Annotated in this window: 17 protein-coding genes; 8 read left to right on the forward strand and 9 right to left on the reverse strand. The window is 73.2% G+C overall.

Annotation, left to right across the window (positions count from 1 at the left end; genetic code table 11):
* Positions 1-198 precede the first annotated feature (198 nt).
* Positions 199-1,776 (reverse strand): cellulase family glycosylhydrolase, encoded by a 1,578-nt coding sequence (locus ACIA8L_RS11765; RefSeq protein WP_395903197.1) that lies wholly within the window; start codon positions 1,774-1,776, stop codon positions 199-201.
* Between the two features lie 167 nt (positions 1,777-1,943).
* Between ACIA8L_RS11765 and ACIA8L_RS11770 the strand changes: the two genes are divergently transcribed.
* The 3 genes from ACIA8L_RS11770 (at position 1,944) to ACIA8L_RS11780 (ending at position 5,466) form a co-directional block, all read left to right on the forward strand.
* Positions 1,944-3,035 carry a DUF6461 domain-containing protein gene (locus tag ACIA8L_RS11770; protein WP_395903199.1) on the forward strand — a complete coding sequence of 364 codons (1,092 nt, stop codon included), beginning with the start codon at positions 1,944-1,946 and terminating at the stop codon, positions 3,033-3,035.
* 123 nt (positions 3,036-3,158) lie between these two features.
* Positions 3,159-4,622, forward strand: coding sequence for a M28 family peptidase (locus ACIA8L_RS11775; RefSeq protein ID WP_395903201.1), 1,464 nt, complete (start codon positions 3,159-3,161; stop codon positions 4,620-4,622).
* Positions 4,623-4,674: 52 nt separating this feature from the next.
* Positions 4,675-5,466, forward strand: coding sequence for an SDR family oxidoreductase (locus ACIA8L_RS11780; RefSeq protein ID WP_395903203.1), 792 nt, complete (start codon positions 4,675-4,677; stop codon positions 5,464-5,466).
* Positions 5,467-5,577: 111 nt separating this feature from the next.
* On the opposite strand, the gene ACIA8L_RS11785 is transcribed toward ACIA8L_RS11780, so the two are convergent.
* Positions 5,578-6,204, reverse strand: coding sequence for a maleylpyruvate isomerase N-terminal domain-containing protein (locus ACIA8L_RS11785; RefSeq protein WP_395903205.1), 627 nt, complete (start codon positions 6,202-6,204; stop codon positions 5,578-5,580).
* Between the two features lie 55 nt (positions 6,205-6,259).
* On the opposite strand from ACIA8L_RS11785, the gene ACIA8L_RS11790 reads away from it, so the two are divergent.
* Positions 6,260-7,393, forward strand: coding sequence for an acyltransferase family protein (locus tag ACIA8L_RS11790; RefSeq protein ID WP_395903207.1), 1,134 nt, complete (start codon positions 6,260-6,262; stop codon positions 7,391-7,393).
* On the opposite strand, the gene ACIA8L_RS11795 is transcribed toward ACIA8L_RS11790, so the two are convergent.
* Positions 7,390-8,247 (reverse strand): hypothetical protein, encoded by an 858-nt coding sequence (locus tag ACIA8L_RS11795; RefSeq protein WP_395903209.1) that lies wholly within the window; start codon positions 8,245-8,247, stop codon positions 7,390-7,392. The genes ACIA8L_RS11790 and ACIA8L_RS11795 overlap by 4 nt on opposite strands.
* A gap of 129 nt (positions 8,248-8,376) precedes the next feature.
* Here ACIA8L_RS11795 and ACIA8L_RS11800 point away from each other — a divergent pair, with 129 nt between their 5' ends.
* From ACIA8L_RS11800 to ACIA8L_RS11815, 4 genes are all read left to right on the forward strand, one after another.
* On the forward strand, positions 8,377-9,423 hold the full coding sequence (locus tag ACIA8L_RS11800) for a sensor histidine kinase (protein WP_395903211.1): 1,047 nt from the start codon (positions 8,377-8,379) through the stop codon (positions 9,421-9,423).
* Positions 9,420-10,067 carry a response regulator gene (locus ACIA8L_RS11805; protein ID WP_395903214.1) on the forward strand — a complete coding sequence of 216 codons (648 nt, stop codon included), beginning with the start codon at positions 9,420-9,422 and terminating at the stop codon, positions 10,065-10,067. Before ACIA8L_RS11800 ends, ACIA8L_RS11805 begins: the two co-directional genes overlap by 4 nt.
* 89 nt (positions 10,068-10,156) lie before the next feature.
* Positions 10,157-10,654, forward strand: a complete 498-nt coding sequence (locus ACIA8L_RS11810) for a SigE family RNA polymerase sigma factor (protein WP_395903216.1) — start codon at positions 10,157-10,159, stop codon at positions 10,652-10,654.
* Positions 10,654-11,418, forward strand: a complete 765-nt coding sequence (locus ACIA8L_RS11815) for a hypothetical protein (protein WP_395903218.1) — start codon at positions 10,654-10,656, stop codon at positions 11,416-11,418. The genes ACIA8L_RS11810 and ACIA8L_RS11815 overlap by 1 nt, the downstream gene beginning before the upstream one ends.
* A gap of 41 nt (positions 11,419-11,459) precedes the next feature.
* Here ACIA8L_RS11815 and ACIA8L_RS11820 read toward each other — a convergent pair whose 3' ends face one another.
* Genes ACIA8L_RS11820 through ACIA8L_RS11845 form a run of 6 tightly spaced genes read right to left on the reverse strand, consistent with a single transcriptional unit; the run spans position 11,460 to position 16,946 of the window.
* Positions 11,460-12,146: a hypothetical protein gene (locus ACIA8L_RS11820; protein ID WP_395903221.1), complete on the reverse strand. Its 687-nt coding sequence runs from the start codon at positions 12,144-12,146 to the stop codon at positions 11,460-11,462.
* Positions 12,146-13,108 carry an NAD-dependent epimerase/dehydratase family protein gene (locus ACIA8L_RS11825; protein WP_395903223.1) on the reverse strand — a complete coding sequence of 321 codons (963 nt, stop codon included), beginning with the start codon at positions 13,106-13,108 and terminating at the stop codon, positions 12,146-12,148. Before ACIA8L_RS11825 ends, ACIA8L_RS11820 begins: the two co-directional genes overlap by 1 nt.
* Positions 13,109-13,110: 2 nt before the next feature.
* On the reverse strand, positions 13,111-14,430 hold the full coding sequence (locus tag ACIA8L_RS11830) for a nucleotide sugar dehydrogenase (RefSeq protein ID WP_395903225.1): 1,320 nt from the start codon (positions 14,428-14,430) through the stop codon (positions 13,111-13,113).
* A gap of 16 nt (positions 14,431-14,446) precedes the next feature.
* Complete coding sequence (locus tag ACIA8L_RS11835) at positions 14,447-15,337, reverse strand: endo alpha-1,4 polygalactosaminidase (RefSeq protein WP_395903227.1); 891 nt, start codon at positions 15,335-15,337, stop codon at positions 14,447-14,449.
* Positions 15,334-16,221: an NAD-dependent epimerase/dehydratase family protein gene (locus ACIA8L_RS11840; protein ID WP_395903229.1), complete on the reverse strand. Its 888-nt coding sequence runs from the start codon at positions 16,219-16,221 to the stop codon at positions 15,334-15,336. The genes ACIA8L_RS11835 and ACIA8L_RS11840 overlap by 4 nt, the downstream gene beginning before the upstream one ends.
* Positions 16,218-16,946 carry a sugar phosphate nucleotidyltransferase gene (locus ACIA8L_RS11845; RefSeq protein WP_395903232.1) on the reverse strand — a complete coding sequence of 243 codons (729 nt, stop codon included), beginning with the start codon at positions 16,944-16,946 and terminating at the stop codon, positions 16,218-16,220. The genes ACIA8L_RS11840 and ACIA8L_RS11845 overlap by 4 nt, the downstream gene beginning before the upstream one ends.
* Between the last annotated feature and the right edge of the window lie 17 nt (positions 16,947-16,963).

The following is a 16,963-nucleotide window of genomic DNA, read 5'->3' on the forward strand; positions in this document are numbered from 1 at the left end:
CGGGGGTGTGGGGGTGGGGGGGGGGCCCGGGGGGGGGGGGGGGGCGGGCGGGGGGGGGGGGGGGGGGGGGCGGCCCCCGCCGGGGGGGGGGGGGGGGCCCCGCCGCCCCCCCCCCCCACGGCCGTCAGGACGACGGCGGCCGCGAGGGCCGCCGATCGCTTCCGCATCTTTGTCGCTCTCCTACAGCTACAGGCGGGGTCAGGGGTTCTGGGTGAGCAGGTGGGCCTTGTAGCCCTCGCCGAACGTGGCCGTCGGGGTGCCGTTCCAGTCGGTGATCAGCACGTTGCCGGCGCTGCCGCAGACGCCCCACGGGTTCCACGTCCACGCCAGGTAGCCGATGCCCTTGGTGTCCGCCCAGGCCATGACCTGGTCGATGTAGTCGTGGGCGCAGGTGTTCTGGCCGATCTCGGTCGCGACCAGCGGGACCTGCGCGGCGACCGGGGCGATCTGGCTGTCCCAGCACGACGCGGTGACGCAGGCGTTGAAGTTGTACGTGTGCCACGACGCTGCCAGGTTGTTCAGCGGGTCCGACGGCTTGTACTGCAGCCACTGCGTCATGTCGTTGGTCCAGGTCAGCCCGGCGGTCATGATGACGTTCGTGGCGCCGGTGCCGCGGACCGCGTTCACCAGGCTCTGCATGCCGGCCACCGGGTAGCCGATGCCGGTGCAGGTGCCGCCGTCGCGCAGGCAGGTCCAGGCCGCCGTCGCGTCGGTCCAGTTGTTGGCGGCGTCCGGGTAGGGCTCGTTGAACAGGTCGAACACGACCGCGTTGTTGCCCTTGAAGGCCGTGGCCAGCTGGGTCCAGAACGTCGGGGCGTACTGCGCGTCGGGCATCGGCTTCTGGCAGGTCGCCTTGACGTCGGAGCAGCCCGCGCCGGCCCCGGAGTACTGGCCGTAGTTCCAGTGCATCTCCACGATCGGCGTGATCCCGGAGGCGACGAGGAGGTTCACGTAGTCCTTGACCGCCTGCTGGTAGGCGGCGCCCTTGGTGCCGTTGGCGGGCACGCTGTCGGTGCCGAGCCAGCACTCCTCGTTGAGCGGGATGCGCACGACGTGCACGTTCCACGTCTTCATCGCGTTGATCGAGGCCTGGTCGGCCGGGCCGTCCCACATGCCGTTGCCCTGGATGCAGGCGAACTCACCGCTGGAGCGGTTCACGCCGAGCAGCCGATACGGGGTGCCGGCCGCGGTCACGAGCTTGTTGCCGGACACGTGCAGCGCGGGCGCGGCCTTGGCCGGGGGCGTGCTGGTGCTGGCGCTGGGGCCAGGGCTGCTCGGCTTCGGGCTGCTCGGGCCCGGGCTGGACGGGCCGGGGCCGGTCGTCGAGCCGGTGCAGGCCACGCCGTTGAGCGCGAAGTTCGACGGCTGCGGGAACGGGGCCGGCGGCGTGCTCCCGGACGCCGAGCGGGTCCAGTCGCCCTGCAGGCCGACGGAGGTGTTGGTGGTGCCGGTGCCGATCGCGCCGTTCCAGCCGGCGTCGGTGGCGGTGACGGCGGTGGTGCCGGTGAACGACGCGTTCCAGCCGCCGCTGCGGGTCTGGCCGCTGGGCAGGGTGAAGGTCAGGGTCCAATGGCTGATCGGGTCGCCGAGGTTGGTGATGGCCAGGCTGGTGGTGAAGCCGCCGGACGTCGGCGTCGACTGCCACGTGCTCAGGTTCTGGTAGGTCACCGAGCAGCCGGCGCTCGCGGCCGCGGCGGGCAGCGTCACGACCGCGACCCCGGCGGCCGCGAGCGCACCCGCCGCGCACAACGCCAGCGCGGCTCTTCGTTGCTTCATGCGGGTCTCCCGGTTCTGAGGCAAACATCAATGCGATGCACCCGGGAACATGGAGAACTTAAACCTTTAAGTCAACCGATCGACCGCCTTCACCGGCCATGATGTTCGAACCGGCCTGAAACTTTCGCGGCTTGTGATTAAGCTTTTAAGCAGGGCAAGGTGCGGCCATGACGGCTGGACTGGATCAGGCGGTCGCACTCTGCGACGCGCTCGGGGACATCTTCTGCCTGACCTTCGTCCGCGGCGTCGAGCCCCGGGAGGCGCTGCGGCGGTTCGGCGCTTACCCGGACACGTTCACCGAGCTCGACGGCGCCGCCATGTACGAGCGGTATTCGTCGTTCGCCGACGGCTACCCGACGATGGCCGGGGCGATCGCGCACGGCGACTGGGCCGTGGTCCTCGAACCGTGGGGGTTCGAGGGGACCGGCTCCCTGCTGGAGCCGGTGTCGGCGGGCACGGAGGCGGTGGCGGCGCTGCGGCACGACTACGCGTCACCGCGTTTCGCATACGCGGTCGACCGGGTCGAGATCGCCGCCTTCGACCCGGAGTGGACGGGGCAGACCTGGGGGGCCGACCCGGACCGGCTGCTGGAGGCGCGGCGCGCGGTCGGCCTCGAGCCGATCGGCCCCGAGGACGACGGCCCGGACGAAGCGGTCGCGCGGGCGGTGCTGCTCGCGGCCACCATCGCGGGCGGGCTGCCGCCGGTGGAGCGGCTGACCGCGCCGATGCTCGCGGCGCAGATCGAGCCGTGGTTCACCGCCGCCCGCCCGGCCGGCGGGCACGTCTACTTCGACCCCGCCGCCCTCAGCCGCCCGGGGCAGAACGCGCTCGCCGCGGCCGTCGACGCGGCCACCCCGGCGGCGAAACGGGCCGTGGCCGTCGCTGAGGCGCGCCGCATCGCCGGACTGCTCGACGTCGCCGGCACCCCGGGGCTGGCCGAGATCCTGGCCGACGCGGAGGCCGGCCGATACCCCGGCATCTCGCTCGACACGCCGCTCGGCCGCGCGGCCCGGCAGTGGCGGCGCCTCGCCGACCTGGCCCACTACTCCCTCAACGACCACTACGGCCGCCGGGCGATGACCGACGCCGAGCGGCGGCGCGGCTACCTGTTCGGCTGGTTCACGGGCGTGCTGCGGGGCGCTCTCTATCCGGAGCCGGACTGGGCCGTCCGCACCGCCCTGTATGCCCTCAGCTCCGGCCCGGCCCCGCTGAACGACCCGGCCGCCCACGCGGAGGTGCTGGCCCGGCTGCGTCGCTGAGCGGTATGGGGGCAGCGCTATGCCCTCGCGCTTGCCCTTCGGATCGCCCTCGGTGCCTTGTCGCGGGGATAGAGGTGTGCGAATCTCGCGCCACCCTCTTCCTCCGACCGAGGAGCATCCCCCATGAGATCCCGAACAGCGGCGCTGACCCTGACCGCGTCCGCCGCCCTCCTGCTCGCCGGCGCCGGGCTGACCATCCCGGCGTTCGCCGCGCCGAACGCCACCCCCGCGCTCGCCGCGGCGCCCGACATCGCCGTCGCGAACGTGCAGGCCCATCTGTCCCAGCTCGGTACCATCGCCAGCGGCAACGGCGGGACCCGGCGCAGCGGCACGGCCGGCTACACGGCCTCGGTCGCCTACATCAAGGGCAAACTGCAGGCCGCCGGCTACACGGTGGCCGAGCAGACCTGCACCTCGTGCACCTACCGGGCCAACAACCTCATCGCCGACTGGCCGGGCGGCCCGTCCGACCAGATCACCATGTTCGGTGCGCACCTCGACAGCGTCGCCGCCGGGCCCGGCATCAACGACAACGGCTCCGGCTCGGCCACGCTGCTCGAGAACGCGCTCGTCCTGGCCCAGCAGAACCCCACGATGAGCCGGCACGTGCGGTTCGCCTGGTGGGCCGGGGAGGAGCAGGGCCTGCAGGGTTCGAAGTTCTACGCCAACGCGCTCACCAGCGCGCAGCGCACCCAGATCAAGGCGTACTACAACTTCGACATGGTGGGCTCGCCCAACGGCGGCTACTTCATCAACCACATCACGTCGGCCGCGGCCGCGCCGATGAAGGCGTACTGGGACTCGCTGAGCCTGCAGCCGGAGGAGAACACGGAGGGCGCGGGCCGCTCCGACGACTACTCGTTCGAGCAGGTCGGCATCCCGACGTCGGGCTACGCGGCCGGCGCCAGCGCCCGCAAGACGTCGTCGCAGGCCTCCAAGTGGGGTGGTACCGCCAACAGCGCCTACGACTCCTGCTACCACCAGGCCTGCGACACGACCAGCAACATCAGCGCCACCATCCTCAACCGCGCGGCCGACGGCGTCGCCTACACGATCTGGGCCACCTCGGTCGGCGGCACCACCACACCCCCGACCAGCACCCCGCCGACCAGCACACCCCCGACCGGCACCTGCAGCGGCCAGAAGCTCACGAACCCCGGCTTCGAGTCCGGCACCACCGGCTGGACCGGGACCACGGGCTCGATCGGCCAGTGGGCGTCGCAGGGCCAGGCCGCGCACGGCGGCACCTACAGCTCCTGGCTGCTCGGCTACGGCTCCACCCACACCGAGGCCATCTCCCAGTCCGTCACCGTCCCGGCCGGCTGCGCGGCGACACTGACGTTCTGGGTGCACATCGACAGCGCCGAGACCACAACGACGTCGGCCTACGACAAGCTGACGGTCACCGCCGGGTCCACGACCCTCGTCACACTCTCCAACCTGAACAAGGCGAGTGGGTACACCCAGAAGTCCTACAGCCTCAACGCGTTCGCCGGCCAGACCGTGGCCCTCAAGTTCTCCGGCACCGAGGACTCGTCCTTGCAGACCTCGTTCGTCCTCGACGACCTGGCCGTGACCGTCAGCTGAACCGCCTGGCGAGCCCCCGGGGGCGATCCCGGGGGCTTGTTATTTTGGGCGCATGACTGTTGTCGTGTTCGGGGCCCGCGGTCAGGTGGGCCGGCACGTGCTCCAGGGGTTGCGGGACGCGGGTGTCGACGCGCGGGGCACCAGCCGCGGCGGGCCGGTCGTCGCCGACCTCGACCGTCCGGAGACCTTGCCGGCCGCTCTCGACGGCGCCACCGCCGCGTTCCTCTACGCCCACCCGGCCGGCATCGGGGGCTTCGTCGCCGCCGCGCGGGCCGCCGGGGTGCGCCGGGTCGCGCTGCTGTCCTCGGCGTCGGTGGTCCGGCCCGACGCCGGGCAGAACCCGATCGCGCAGCGGCACCGGACGGTCGAGGAGGCCCTGGAGCAGTCGGGCCTCGGGTGGACGTTCGTGCGCGGCGGCCTGTTCGCCAGCAACACCATCGGCCTGTGGGCGCCGTCGATCCGCGCCGCGGGCAAGGTCCGCCTCGCCTACCCGGACGCGCAGTCCGCGCCGGTGCACGAGGCCGACCTGGCGGCGGTCGCGGTCGCGGCCCTCGTGACCGGCGAGCACGACGGCCGGGCCTACACCGTGCACGGGCCGCGGTCGCTGAGCCAGGCCGACCAGGTCGCCGCGATCGGCGCCGCGCTGCAGCGGCCCATCGCTGTGGAGCACGTCGACGCGGACACGGCCCGGGCCGAGATGGCCCGGAGCCTGCCGGACGCCGTCGCCGACCGGCTCCTGCGCATGTGGGCCGCGGCCGGGAACGCCCCGGCCGCCACCTCCCCGGACCTCGCCACCCGGACGTTCGCCGAATGGGCCGGCGACCACGCCGGCGACTTCCGGTAGCGCTACGGTGCCCGCCACGGGCCTCTGGGCGACCTGCTTCGCGGTCTCGCGCCGGTCCGGCGACTGGACCATCACCATGAGCTGCTCGCGCGCCGTGCCTGACCGGCACCGTCAGAAAGCGGCGATCGAGCCGGCCGACCGCTCGTGACGGGCCAGGGCGCGGATGACCGGCAGCGGGCCGTGCCGCCAGGTCGCGACCCGGCTCAGCAGGTCGATCGTGGCGGCGGCCGCGGCCGGGTCGATCGGCGGTGTCGGCCGGTCGAGGCTGACGGCGAGGTCGTCGACGTGCACGACGAGCTCGACGAGCCGGGTCAGCAGGAAGTCGTCGACGGCCAGGCCCCAGTCGCCGAGGTCGACGATCCGGTCGGCGGGCTGGGCGGGCAGGACGGCCCGCAGCTCGGTCAGGGCGGCGGCGACGACATCCGCGAGGCCGGCGGCGCTGGTCGAGGTGGCCGCGTGCTCACCGCGCCGGCGGATGTCGACGTTGTCGGGGCTGTCGGCGCCGGAGGTGACCCAGGCGTTGCGGGTGAAGTGCTCCAGCACCGGGATCGCCGCCGGTCCGGGCGGTGCGGCCAGGTAGGTGGCGGTGTGCTCGACCTGGTTGGCCAGGTGCCGGGCCAGGCCGGCGGTGGTGAAGTCGGGCAGGGCACTCGGCGTGGCCCACCGGTCTTCCAGGGCCGGGTCGCGCAGGACGGTCAGGGCGGTGGCGGCCGTGGCCAGGAACGCGTGTCGGATCACCGATTCGACGGTACACAGGTTGCTCCATCGGACCCGGCCCGTGAAGATGTTCGGCATGAGCGCCGCCGTGTCAGGGTCGGTGGGGGGCTTCGCGCACGCGATGACCCTGGCGTCGCTGCGCCGGCGCGGCGGCACCCTCGGCGACTTCTACCGCTCCCGCGTGACCCGGCTGCTGCCGCCGGTCCTGGTGCTGCTCGGGGTGTGGGCCGCAGTCGTCGGCGTCCTGGAGGCGGGCGGCTGGGAGCGGGGGCCGGTCGCGCTCGCCGCCGACCGGGTGACGACACCGCTGTGGTTCATCGGGGTGTACCTCATCGTAGTGCTCTTCGCGCCGCTGATGGAGGCCGGGCATCGACGGTACGGCCGGCTGCTCCTCGCTGTGCTGGTCGTGCTCGGCATCGGGTTCGACGTGCTCGAGTTCCGCTACGACCAGCTGTGGGCCGGCGTGGCCAACCTGGTCGTCATCTGGCTCGCGATCCACCAGCTGGGCTTCTTCTGGGCCGACGGCTCGCTCACGCGCGGCTGGGTTCCGGCGGTGTGCGCGGTCGCCGGGGTCGGCGTCGCGGTGCTGCTGACCTACGGACTGCACTGGTATCCGGTGCTGATGGTCGGCCTGCCCGGCCGCCCCACGTCGAACATGGCCCCGCCCGACGTGGCGCTGCTGGCCTACGCGATCGGGCAGCTCGGCGTGGTCCTGCTCCTGCGCGCCCCGGCCGCCCGCTGGCTGCGCCGGACCCGGGTCTGGCTGACCGTCGTCTACGGCAACGGCGTCGTGATGACCCTGTTCTGCTGGCACCTGTCGGCCGTGTTCGTCGTGCAGGGTGTGCTCCTGCTGGCCGGGCTCAAGCCACCGGCGGCGGGTACTGCCGGCTGGTGGGGCATCTTCCCGGTGTGGATCGCGGCGTGCGCGGTACCCCTGGCGGCTCTGCTGTTGTTGTTCCGGTGGGCCGAACGGGTGCCCGCCCCGCCACCGACGGGCGCCGGCCCGGTCACGGCCGCGGCCGGTGTGTGCCTGGCGGCGATCGGCGTCTTCGTGGTCTCCCAGGTCGGCCTCGACGGCCTGTTCCTCGGCGCGTCCGAGGAGGTGAACGGCGTGACGCTGGCCGGCTGGATGGGCCTGGCCGCCCTGCTCGCCGGCCTGGTGCTCCTGCGTGGCTGGCCGATCCCGGCCCGGCCCACCGCGGCCGGCTAACCGGTTGCGCGCCGCCGCCGCACATACGCGAACGTCGCCATCCCGAGTGTCACGCCCCACGGCAGCCAGATGAGATTGCCGGCCCACGCCGCCCAGTCGGCCGGTTCGAACGCGGCCAGGGACCGCCACATGGTGAACCCGGCTCCGGTGAGGACGACCGCGACGGCGGTGGCCGGCACCGCGGCCACCCACCACGGCACCCAGGTCCCCCAGCGCTGCACCAGCCCCAGCGTCAGCACCCCGCCACCGATACAGGCGAGGGCGAAGATCAGCTCCCGCTGCCGTCCCTCGGCCGTCGCCACCATCCCGGCGGTGGCCTCGCCCAGCCCGAACCTGAGCCCGGCCGCCCACAGCAGCCGCGGCAGCGCATACCCGAGCGGCAGCGCCGCCGCCACCAGGGTCACCGCCCGCCCCCACCGCGGCACCACCGTTTCGCGCGCCCGCCCGCCGTAGGCGACCAGCCCCCACAGCACCCCACCGACCGCGAACCATCCCTGCGTCAGCGCCGCCGCTTCGACCCGCCCCGGATGCCCCGCGAGCACCTCCCCGACCGCGAGCAGCAGCCGCCCGTCCGGCACGACGAGCAGCAGCCCGCCCGCCGCCACCCACGCCGCGACCCGCACGGCCGCGCTCACCCGCGCCGACCGCCAGGCCGTCACCGCCACACCGGCCAGCACCAGCCCGAGCAGGGCGATGCCGATTCCCGCCACCGCACCGCTGAGTCCGGTCAGCACCGCCCCCATGCGCACGGCCCGATCGTCCGTCCCGAACGGCGCCCCGGGAGCCCCGAGCGCCCACCCCACTCCGGCCGCGGCCGTCCCGACCGACCAGCCCAAAGCCACAATTGCCCACATGCCAAAGACCTTCGCGGTGGTACTGCCGGAGCCGCGACTGCCGACCGGCCGGACTCGACCTCAGGTGCGGCCCGCGACCCGGCCGATCGGCAGGTGCCGACCGGGCGCGGCCCTGGTTAGTCTGGCGCCGTGCCCCTGTGGATGACCTTGACCGCGGCCACCCTCACCGCCGCGGCCGCGACGATCGCCGTCCGCTCAGGGGTCAGCCGCCGCACCGCCACGGCCACGATCGCCGCCGCCCTGATCTCGGCAACGGTCAGCCTCGTCCTGGGGGTGGACCGATCCGGATCGCCGCCACCGACGTGGAGCGCCGCCCTGCTCCCCCTGGCGATCGAGTTCACCGCCCTGACCGTGCTGGTCATCCGCTTCACGCACCGGGCCGGCCCGCGCACCGCACTGCCGGCCGCCGCGGCCACCGGCCTGGCGATCGCACTCCTGGTCCTCCGGCTCACCAGCCCGCCGTCCTTCCCGGCCGCGGTCGGCGCGTGCGGCCTGTGGTCCATCGCCGCCCTCACGGCCGCGGCGATCGGCCTCACGCTGCGATCCCAGGACCGCGGCCGGCAGCGGCACGCCGAGGAGGCCCGCCGCGAGCAACGCCTCCGCCTGGCCCGCGACCTGCACGACTTCGTGGCCCACGACGTCAGCGAGATGCTCGCCCTGGCCCAGGCCGGCCAGGTGGCCGGGACCGACCCGGCCGACTTGTTCCGGCGCATCGAGCAGGCCGGCCAGCACGCCATGACCGCCCTGGACCGGACCGTCCACACGCTCGACAGCCCGGGCCTGGAGGCCTTGAGCACGTTGGTGGACCGCTTCCGCGCGACCGGACACCCGGCGGCCGAACTGACCCTCGACCCGGCGTTGCCGCGCCGGACCCCGCCGGCCGTCTCGACGGCCGCGTACCGCATCGTCGCCGAGGCCCTGACCAACATCCGCCGCCACGCCCCCGCCGCGACCTTCGTCCGGGTGGCCGTCACCGGGCACCGCCCGGACGCCGTCACCGTCACCGTCACGAACGGCCGCTCCGCCCCGCACTCCGCCCCGCCCCGCACCACCCCCGCCGGCCGCGGCCTCCCCGGCCTCGCGACGGAGGTGGAGACGCTGGGCGGCACCCTGGCCGCCCACCCGCACGGCGAAGGCTGGCGGCTGACCGCGACCCTCCCCCTGGACCGGTCATGACGACGAGAATTCTGCTGGCCGACGACCAGGCCGGCATCCGGGCCGCGTTCCGCCTGATCCTGGACGCCCAGCCCGACATGACGGTGGTGGCCGAGGCGGCCGACGGCACCCGCGCCCTGGAACTGTCCCGCCACCTGCGCCCCGATGTGGTCCTGGCCGACATCCGCATGCCGGGGCTGGACGGCCTGGAGCTGACCAGGGCCCTGGCCGGCCCGGGTGTGACGGACCCGATCCGGGTCGTGGTGGTCACCACGTTCGACCAGGACGACTACGTGTACACCGCGTTGCGCGACGGCGCGTCCGGCTTCCTGCTGAAACGCTCCGGCCCCACGTTGATGATCGAAGCGATCCGAGCCGCCATGGCCGGCGACACGTTGATCAGCCCCCAGGTCACGGTCCGCCTCCTGCAACGCCTGAGCCCCGAGCCGGCCACCGGGCCCGGCCCCGGCACACTGACGCCGCGCGAGCAGGAGGTGGCCCGCCTGGTGGCGAAGGGCCGGTCGAACCCCGAGATAGCCGCCGCACTGCACCTCTCGGTGGGCACGGTCAAGGGCCACCTGGCCGCCATCCACACCCGCCTGGGCCTGCGCAACCGGGTGGAGGTCGCCATCTGGGCCCACGAAACGGGCCTGGCCCGCCCGTGACGCGCGGTGGGCCCGGCGGCGGCCGCTGAAAAGCAACCTCGAAGGAGCGTCGTTCCGTCCCGCGGGTAGAGGCAACGGAAGGGATCGGCGTGCAGCGAAGCGACGAGGCGGCGTACCGGGAGTACGTCACGCTCAGGATGGATGTCCTGCGGCGGACCGCGTTCCTGCTGTGCCACGACTGGCACACCGCGGACGACCTGGTGGCGACCGCCCTCGCGCGGCTCTACGACAAGTGGAAGCGGGCCGCGCAGGCGGACAACATCGACGCGTACGTGCGGGCCATGCTCGTCAACGTCTACCTGGACGAGCGGCGGCGGCCGTGGCGGCGGGAGGTGTCGACGGACCGGATGCCCGAGGTCCCGGCGGCCGAGGTCGCGGCGGCGGGTGAGCACCAGGACCTGCTGGCGTTGGTGCGGTCGCTGCCGAAGAAGCGGCGCGCGGTGATCGTCCTGCGTTTCTACCTCGACCATTCGGTCGAGGAGACCGCGGAGATGCTCGGCATCTCCACCGGCACCGTCAAGAGTCAGACCGCGCGCGGGCTGGAGACGTTGCGAGCGGCCATTTCCAACGTGTCAGGGGTGCAGTGATGAAGGCAGAGTTCGACGCGGCGATCGGTGTGGTGCCGGCGTCGCCGATCGACGTCGATCGGCTGATCGCGCGAGGGCGGCGGCGGTCGGTGGTACGCCGGGTCGCGTCCGTCGGCGCCGGGAGCGGGGTGGCGGTGGTGGCGGTCGGCGTGGCCATCGTGGCCGGGGGAAGCGCCCCGAAGGCCAACGCACCCGGCGCAGGGGGGCAGGCCACCGCGAGCCCGTCGCCGGTGACGAGCAAGGCGCCGCCTCAGGTTCCGAACGGCAAGGGGTCGACGCCGGCCGGCCAGGCCAGCGCCGCCGCGAGCCACCTGTCCCAGGTCGTCAAGGACGTGGTCAGGCAGCGGGCGCCCCGTTACACGCTGTCGGCGGGTGCGGACGGGTCGCCGTTCACGATGCGGTACCTGTTCTACAGCGGCAACGACAGCTACTTCGGCTCGGCCGACCTGAAGGGGCCGACCGGCGAGGGCAACGTGTCGCTGAACGTCGGGCGGCGCAGCACGGACTGGAACCCGATGAACTGCGGCACGGCGAGTGAGTGCACGACCGAGGCGGACGGCACCACCATCCTGCGGCGGGAGATCCACGAGGGCACCGTCGCCGACAACTATGTGATCGTGGACCGCCCGGACGGCATCACCATCCTCATCGTGTCCGCGAACCAGGGCGGCCAGACCGATACCAGCCCGGGTAAGCAGGCGGACCCGGTACTGCCCTTCGACACCCTGGTCGCCATCGCGCTCGACCCGCGGCTGACCGTGTAGGCAGGCGAGTGCCGGCTCCCGAAGGAGCCGGCATCCACCCGTCAGACCCGGGACAGCGCCCGGTCGCTGATGAACACGTGCAGGCCGAACTGCTGCGCCCGGCGCTTGGCGAAGTCGGCGAGCCCGTCGCTGTCGGCGTAGTCGAGCGCGTACAGGTCAAGGTCGAACTTCAGCAGCCGCTCGGCGATCTGCGCGTGATACTCCAGCACGTCCGGCGGCCACGGCCCGTAGCCGTCCTCGTGCCAGCGGGCCGAGAACGACTCGAACAGGATCCCGTCGACGAGCTCGGTGAGCTGCGGCAGCATCCCGAACCCGCGGTTGGCCAGCATGTAGCCGGGCTGCGCCTCGGAGCGCAGCGCGGCCACGAGTTTCAGCAGGTGCGGCACGTCCTCCGGGAACGTCAGCTCGACGTTGAGCGTGTCGAGGAACAGGCCGGTGAAGCCGCCCGCGAGGGCCGACTTCGCCTGTCCGACCACGTGCTCGACCCAGTCCGGGTGGTCGACGTGCACGAACGCGCCGCCCCAGTCCGGGTTGCGTTCGGTGCGCTGCCAGGCCGCCGGCGGCCCCTGGTCCTCCGACAGCGACAGGTAGGCGAGCGGCTCGGTGCCGTTGCGGGTCAGGTAGGTCAGCTCACCGGGCTGGTAGAACTCGGGCTGCAGTACCACCCGCCGGTATTGACACAAAGCGTCGAGCTGCCCGGCGCCGTAGTAGAAGCCGATCGGAAGCATTAGTTTCCCCATTCTCGATACCAGGCGACAGTCCGGCGGACGCCCTCCTCGAGCGGGACGGCGGGCTGATAGCCGGTCAGCGTGCGGAGCAGGGTCAGGTCGGGGCAGCGGCGGCGGACCGACCCCGGTGGTGCCGGCAAGGGCAGGAGCGTCGCGGGGGTACCGGTCTGCCGCAGCACCAGCTTCGCGAGGTCGGCGATGTTCGTCTCGGCCGTGTCGTCGCCGATGTGCACGATGCGCCCGCCCGCGGCCGGGGTGGCCATGAGCCGCAGCATCGCCTCGACCGCGTCGTCGACGTAGCAGAACGCGCGGTGCTGGTCGGCCCCGGGCACGCGGAACGGATCCTCGCCCCGCAGCGCCCGCAGCGCCATCTCCGGGATGACGTGGTCGGCGCCCATCCGCGGCCCGTACACGTTGTGGAACCGCCCGACGACCGCGGCCACGCCCTTGGCCCGTCCCATGTGGACGAACGCGGCCTCGCCGAGCAGCTTGCTGATCGCGTACGCGAACCGGGGCGCGGTCACGTCGGCGACCGTCACCGGCACGTCCTCGGCGGTCGGCACGGCCACGGTGCCGGCGTCGACGCCGCCCGCGTAGACCTCGCTGGTCGAGGCGAAGAACACCCGCTGCCCGGGCTCGACCCAGTCCAGCAGGTGCAGTGCGGTAAGGGTGTTGACCCGCACGACCCGGGCCGGGTCGCCCTCGACGTTGCGCACTCCGACGACGGCGGCCAGCAGGTACACCTGGTCCCAGATCCGGGGCAGTGCGGCCCAGGTGGCGGCGGCGGTGAGGTCGGCCGAGCGCACGGTCGCGCCCGGGTGGGCCCGGACCGCGGCCAGGTCGGCGTCGTCGCGGCCGCGGGAGAAGTCGTCGACGAGGGTGACCGCGTGGCCTTCGGCGAGCAGGCGGCGGGCGAGGTGCAGGCCGATGAACCCGGCCCCGCCCAGGAGCAGCACGCGCATGGTCAGGCTCCAGCCGCGGTCGGAGCCGCACCAGCCGCGTAGCCGATACCGGCGTAACGAATCCCGGCCGCGCGTACCGCCGGCTCGTCCAGGATCCGCCACGAGTCGAAGATCAGCGCCGGCCGGTGCCCGCCGAGGACCGCGTCGAGGCGGATGGCCCGGTAGTCGGGGTGGTCGTTGACGACGAGGACGGCGTCGGCCTCGCTGAACGCCTTGTCCAGGCTGACCGGTTCGCCGCCGTACTGGCGCACCACCGTGTCGCTGACCATCGGGTCGTGCCCGAGCACCACCAGGCCGGCCTCGGTGAAGATCGGCATCATGGCCTCGATGGGCGTGCCCCGCATGTCGTCGGTGGGCGGCCAGCCCTTGTACGCCCAGCCGAGCACCGACAGGCGCAGCCCGCGGGTCGCGCCGCGCAGCTCCCGCAGGTGTTCCACGACCCGGGTGGCCACGTGCACCGGCAGGTGCTCGTTGAGCCGCCGGGCCCGCTCGACCAGGAACGGCGGCGTGTCCCCGGCGCTGCCGACCATGAGGTACGGGTCCTTGGACAGGCAGCCGCCGCCGACGTACCCGGGCCGGGCCAGGTCGGGCCGCGGGTAGTCGAGGTTCGCGGCCCGGATCACCTCGAGCGGGTCGAGGCCGTGGCGCTCGGCGATGAGCGCGACCTCGTTGCCGTAGGCGTAGATCAGGTCGGTGTGGCAGTTGTTGGACAGCTTCACCATCTCGGCCGCCTCCAGGCTCGACACCGGGACGATCCGCTCCGCGAGCCCCTCGAACAGCGCGACCCCGGCCTGAAGACTCTCGTCGTCGAGGCCGCCGATGACCTGCGGCAGCTCGACCAGCTCACGCAGGGCCTGGCCCTGGATCGTGCGCTCGGGCGCCATCACCAGCCGCACCCCGCTCCCCCAGGCCTCCAGCAGCGGCGGCAGCACCACGGCCCGGCTGGCCCCGACCGGCACGGTGCTGCGCACCACGACGAGCGTCTCCGCCGTGCACGACTGCCCGACGAGGCGGGCCGCGGCCGCGAGGTTCGTCAGGTTGGGCCGCCGGGTGTGCTCGTCGACGGGCGTGGACACGCAGATCACGGTGGCGTCGACGGTGCCGGCCGGCAGCGCCGAGTCCACGAAGATCGATCGGTTGATGTGCTCGGCGAACGCCTCGGCGACGCCCGGCTCGAAGATGTGCGGGCGCCCGGCGGCGAGCGCGCGCAGCACGGCCGGCTGCACGTCGACGCCGTGGACGACGTAGCCCTTGCGGGCCAGGGCCGCGGTGAGCGTCAGCCCGACGTACCCCATTCCGATGACACCGACAGTCCTGGACATGCCTCTCCTTCAAGCGTCAGGTGCACGGCGCGGCGATGCGGTCCAGGTCGCGGACCGTCACGTAGCCGGCGAAACGTTCCTTGCGGTACCGCTGGCAGGCGTCGCGCACGTGGTCGCCCTGCCCGGCGTAGTCGACGGCGAGGACGAACTTGCCCGCGTCGCGCAGGGCGCGGGCCTCGGCGAGGTTCTCGGCGCAGAAGTCCTCGCGGCACTGCTCGTCCGTCGCCCGGTAGAACAGTTCTTCCATGGCCAGACCGTCGATGGCCTCGGTGTACCCGCCGAAGCGCCGCAGCTCCGGGGAGTTCTGCGGCACGATCCAGAAACCCGGCCGCAGCTGCTTGGCGTAGCGGCTGATGCGCACCAGCAGCGCCACCATCGCCGCGCCGAGACTGTCCTGATCGCGCCCGGCGACGAGGCCGCGGTCGATCTCCTCGTAGGCCAGCAGCGTGTCGAGGTACACCCCGTCGAACCCGGCCTTGACCGCCCGCTCGACCCGCGGCGCGATCACGGTCGTCCACCAGCGCTCGTCCCAGTACTTGACGAAGTACTCCTGCGGCCAGTCCGGCCACTTGTTGAGCACCAGGTCCCCGGCGTCGCGGCGCAGCGGCCCGTACTCCGGCCGGAACTCCTCGATGCTGCCGATCTCGAAGTAGGCCAGGACCCGCTTCCCGGTCGCCCGCAGCGCCGCGATCTCCTCCGGCTTAAAGTAGTCGGTCCCGGCGTCGCGGGCGAGGTCGATGACGGCGAGCGGATAGCTGGTGCGGGCCAGCGCGTCCAGCCGCCCCCCGTCGTAGCCCTGCAGCTGGTAGACCCAGCCGGCGGACGGGGCCGGCTGCGGCTCGCCGTTGGCGCAGCCGGGGAAGACCGGCAGCAGCACCAGCGCGAACAGCAGCACGGCCCGGTTCATCCGACGCCCGCCCAGACCCGCTTCACGGCGTCGGCCAGGGTGACCTCCGGTGTCCACCCCAGCGCCGCCCGGGCCGCGGCGATGTCGCCGCACATCCACGGCACCGCCGTGGACCGCGACGGTGCGACGCCCTCCTCCCGCACCACCCCCGCGAACCCGGCCGCCTCGGCCAGGAGCCGCACGGCCGTGCGGGACACGACGGCCTGCCCGCTGGCCACGTTGAGCACCCGCGCGGGCGGGTCGGTGACGAACACCGCCCGCTGCACGGCCCGGGCCACGTCGCCGATGTCGAGGAAGTCGCGGTGCGCGCCGAGCGGCCCCAGGGTGATCGCGTCGGCGCCGCCGGCCGCGGCCGCCCGCATGAGCGCGGCCGCCCGGCCCAGCATGTTGTCCGCGTGCAGGCCGGGGCCGATCGGGTTGAACACCCGCAGCACGACCGCGTCGACCCGGCCCTCCCGGGCGGCCAGCTCGGCCAGCCGGGTGCCGGCGAGCTGGCTGACGCCGTAGTCGCTGACCGGGGCGGCCGGATACGCCTCGGTGACGGCGACGCCGGCCGGGACGGGCCCGTATTCGGCGGCCGAGCCGAGCCGCACGAGACGCGCGGCGGGTGCGGCCGCGGCGACGGCCTCGAGCAGCCGGGCGGTGACGATCGCGTTGGCCTGCAGGAGTTCTGCGGCAGTACCCCCGAGGCGTCCTGTGCAGTTGACGACCGCGTCCGGGGACTCCTCCGCGAGCAGGGCACACAGCGCGGCCACGCCGTCGCGCTGCAGGTCGTGCCGGTCGCGTCCGGGCGCGACGACCACGCACCGGGCGTCGGCTTCGAGCACGGCCCGCACGTGCCCACCGATGAAGCCGGACCCGCCGAACAGCACCACCCGCTTCACACCGCCGCCCCGTCCGGTGACGGCAGCAGGATCGGTGCCAGCTCGGCGAAGTCGCGGTTCACCCGGTCGTAGTCCTCCGGTCTTCCGACGTCGACCCAGAAACCTTTGAAGGCATAGGTCTGTGGGTACTCCTCCCGCGCGAGCAGATCCAGGAGCAGCTGGTCGAAGCCGAAGGGCAGCCCGGCCGGATACCCGTGCAGGACGGCCCGGGACATCGCGTAGACGCCCATGCTGACCTGATAGTGGTAGGTCGGCTTCTCGGTGAAGGCGATCAGGCGGGGACCGTCCACAGTCAGTACCCCGAAATCGATCTTCAGGGGCCGTTCCGCGGTCGCGACGGTCAGCGCCGCGCCGGACAGCTCGTGGCTGTGCAGCAGGTCGCCGTAGTCGAGGTCGGTCAGCACGTCGCCGTTCATCACCAGGAACCGCTCCGGGAGCCGGTCGCGCAGCCCGAACAGGGGTCCGACGGTCGACAGCGGCGCGTCCTCCGTGAGGTACTCGATGGTCATGCCCCACCGGGAGCCGTCGCCGGCGAAGGCCCGGATCAGCTCGCCGAGGTGGTTGATGGCCAGGGTGACGGAGCGGAAGCCGCGGGCGGCCAGCTGGTTGAGGATGATCTCGAGGATCGTGTAGCGGTCGCCGATCGGGACGAGCGGCTTGGGCAGTGCGGTCGTGTACGGGCGGAGGCGAACGCCTTGACCCCCGGCCAGGATGACGGCGTGCATGCGGTGCGTCCCCCTTA

The sequence above is a fragment of the Dactylosporangium sp. NPDC051541 genome, from assembly GCF_044454505.1.
In the GTDB taxonomy this organism is placed as follows: Bacteria; Actinomycetota; Actinomycetes; order Mycobacteriales; family Micromonosporaceae; genus Dactylosporangium.

Bases quoted from the DNA above. Each gene is read 5' to 3' on its own strand.
- ACIA8L_RS11765 (WP_395903197.1), bottom strand. From the start codon at position 1,776: ATGAAGCAACGAAGAGCCGCGCTGGCGTTGTGCGCGGCGGGTGCGCTC.
- ACIA8L_RS11845 (WP_395903232.1), bottom strand. From the start codon at position 16,946: ATGCACGCCGTCATCCTGGCCGGGGGTCAAGGCGTTCGCCTCCGCCCG.
- ACIA8L_RS11795 (WP_395903209.1), bottom strand. From the start codon at position 8,247: ATGTGGGCAATTGTGGCTTTGGGCTGGTCGGTCGGGACGGCCGCGGCC.
- ACIA8L_RS11835 (WP_395903227.1), bottom strand. From the start codon at position 15,337: ATGAACCGGGCCGTGCTGCTGTTCGCGCTGGTGCTGCTGCCGGTCTTC.
- ACIA8L_RS11790 (WP_395903207.1), top strand. From the start codon at position 6,260: ATGAGCGCCGCCGTGTCAGGGTCGGTGGGGGGCTTCGCGCACGCGATG.
- ACIA8L_RS11775 (WP_395903201.1), top strand. From the start codon at position 3,159: ATGAGATCCCGAACAGCGGCGCTGACCCTGACCGCGTCCGCCGCCCTC.
- ACIA8L_RS11820 (WP_395903221.1), bottom strand. From the start codon at position 12,146: ATGCTTCCGATCGGCTTCTACTACGGCGCCGGGCAGCTCGACGCTTTG.
- ACIA8L_RS11770 (WP_395903199.1), top strand. From the start codon at position 1,944: ATGACGGCTGGACTGGATCAGGCGGTCGCACTCTGCGACGCGCTCGGG.
- ACIA8L_RS11805 (WP_395903214.1), top strand. From the start codon at position 9,420: ATGACGACGAGAATTCTGCTGGCCGACGACCAGGCCGGCATCCGGGCC.
- ACIA8L_RS11780 (WP_395903203.1), top strand. From the start codon at position 4,675: ATGACTGTTGTCGTGTTCGGGGCCCGCGGTCAGGTGGGCCGGCACGTG.
- ACIA8L_RS11825 (WP_395903223.1), bottom strand. From the start codon at position 13,108: ATGCGCGTGCTGCTCCTGGGCGGGGCCGGGTTCATCGGCCTGCACCTC.
- ACIA8L_RS11830 (WP_395903225.1), bottom strand. From the start codon at position 14,430: ATGTCCAGGACTGTCGGTGTCATCGGAATGGGGTACGTCGGGCTGACG.
- ACIA8L_RS11815 (WP_395903218.1), top strand. From the start codon at position 10,654: ATGAAGGCAGAGTTCGACGCGGCGATCGGTGTGGTGCCGGCGTCGCCG.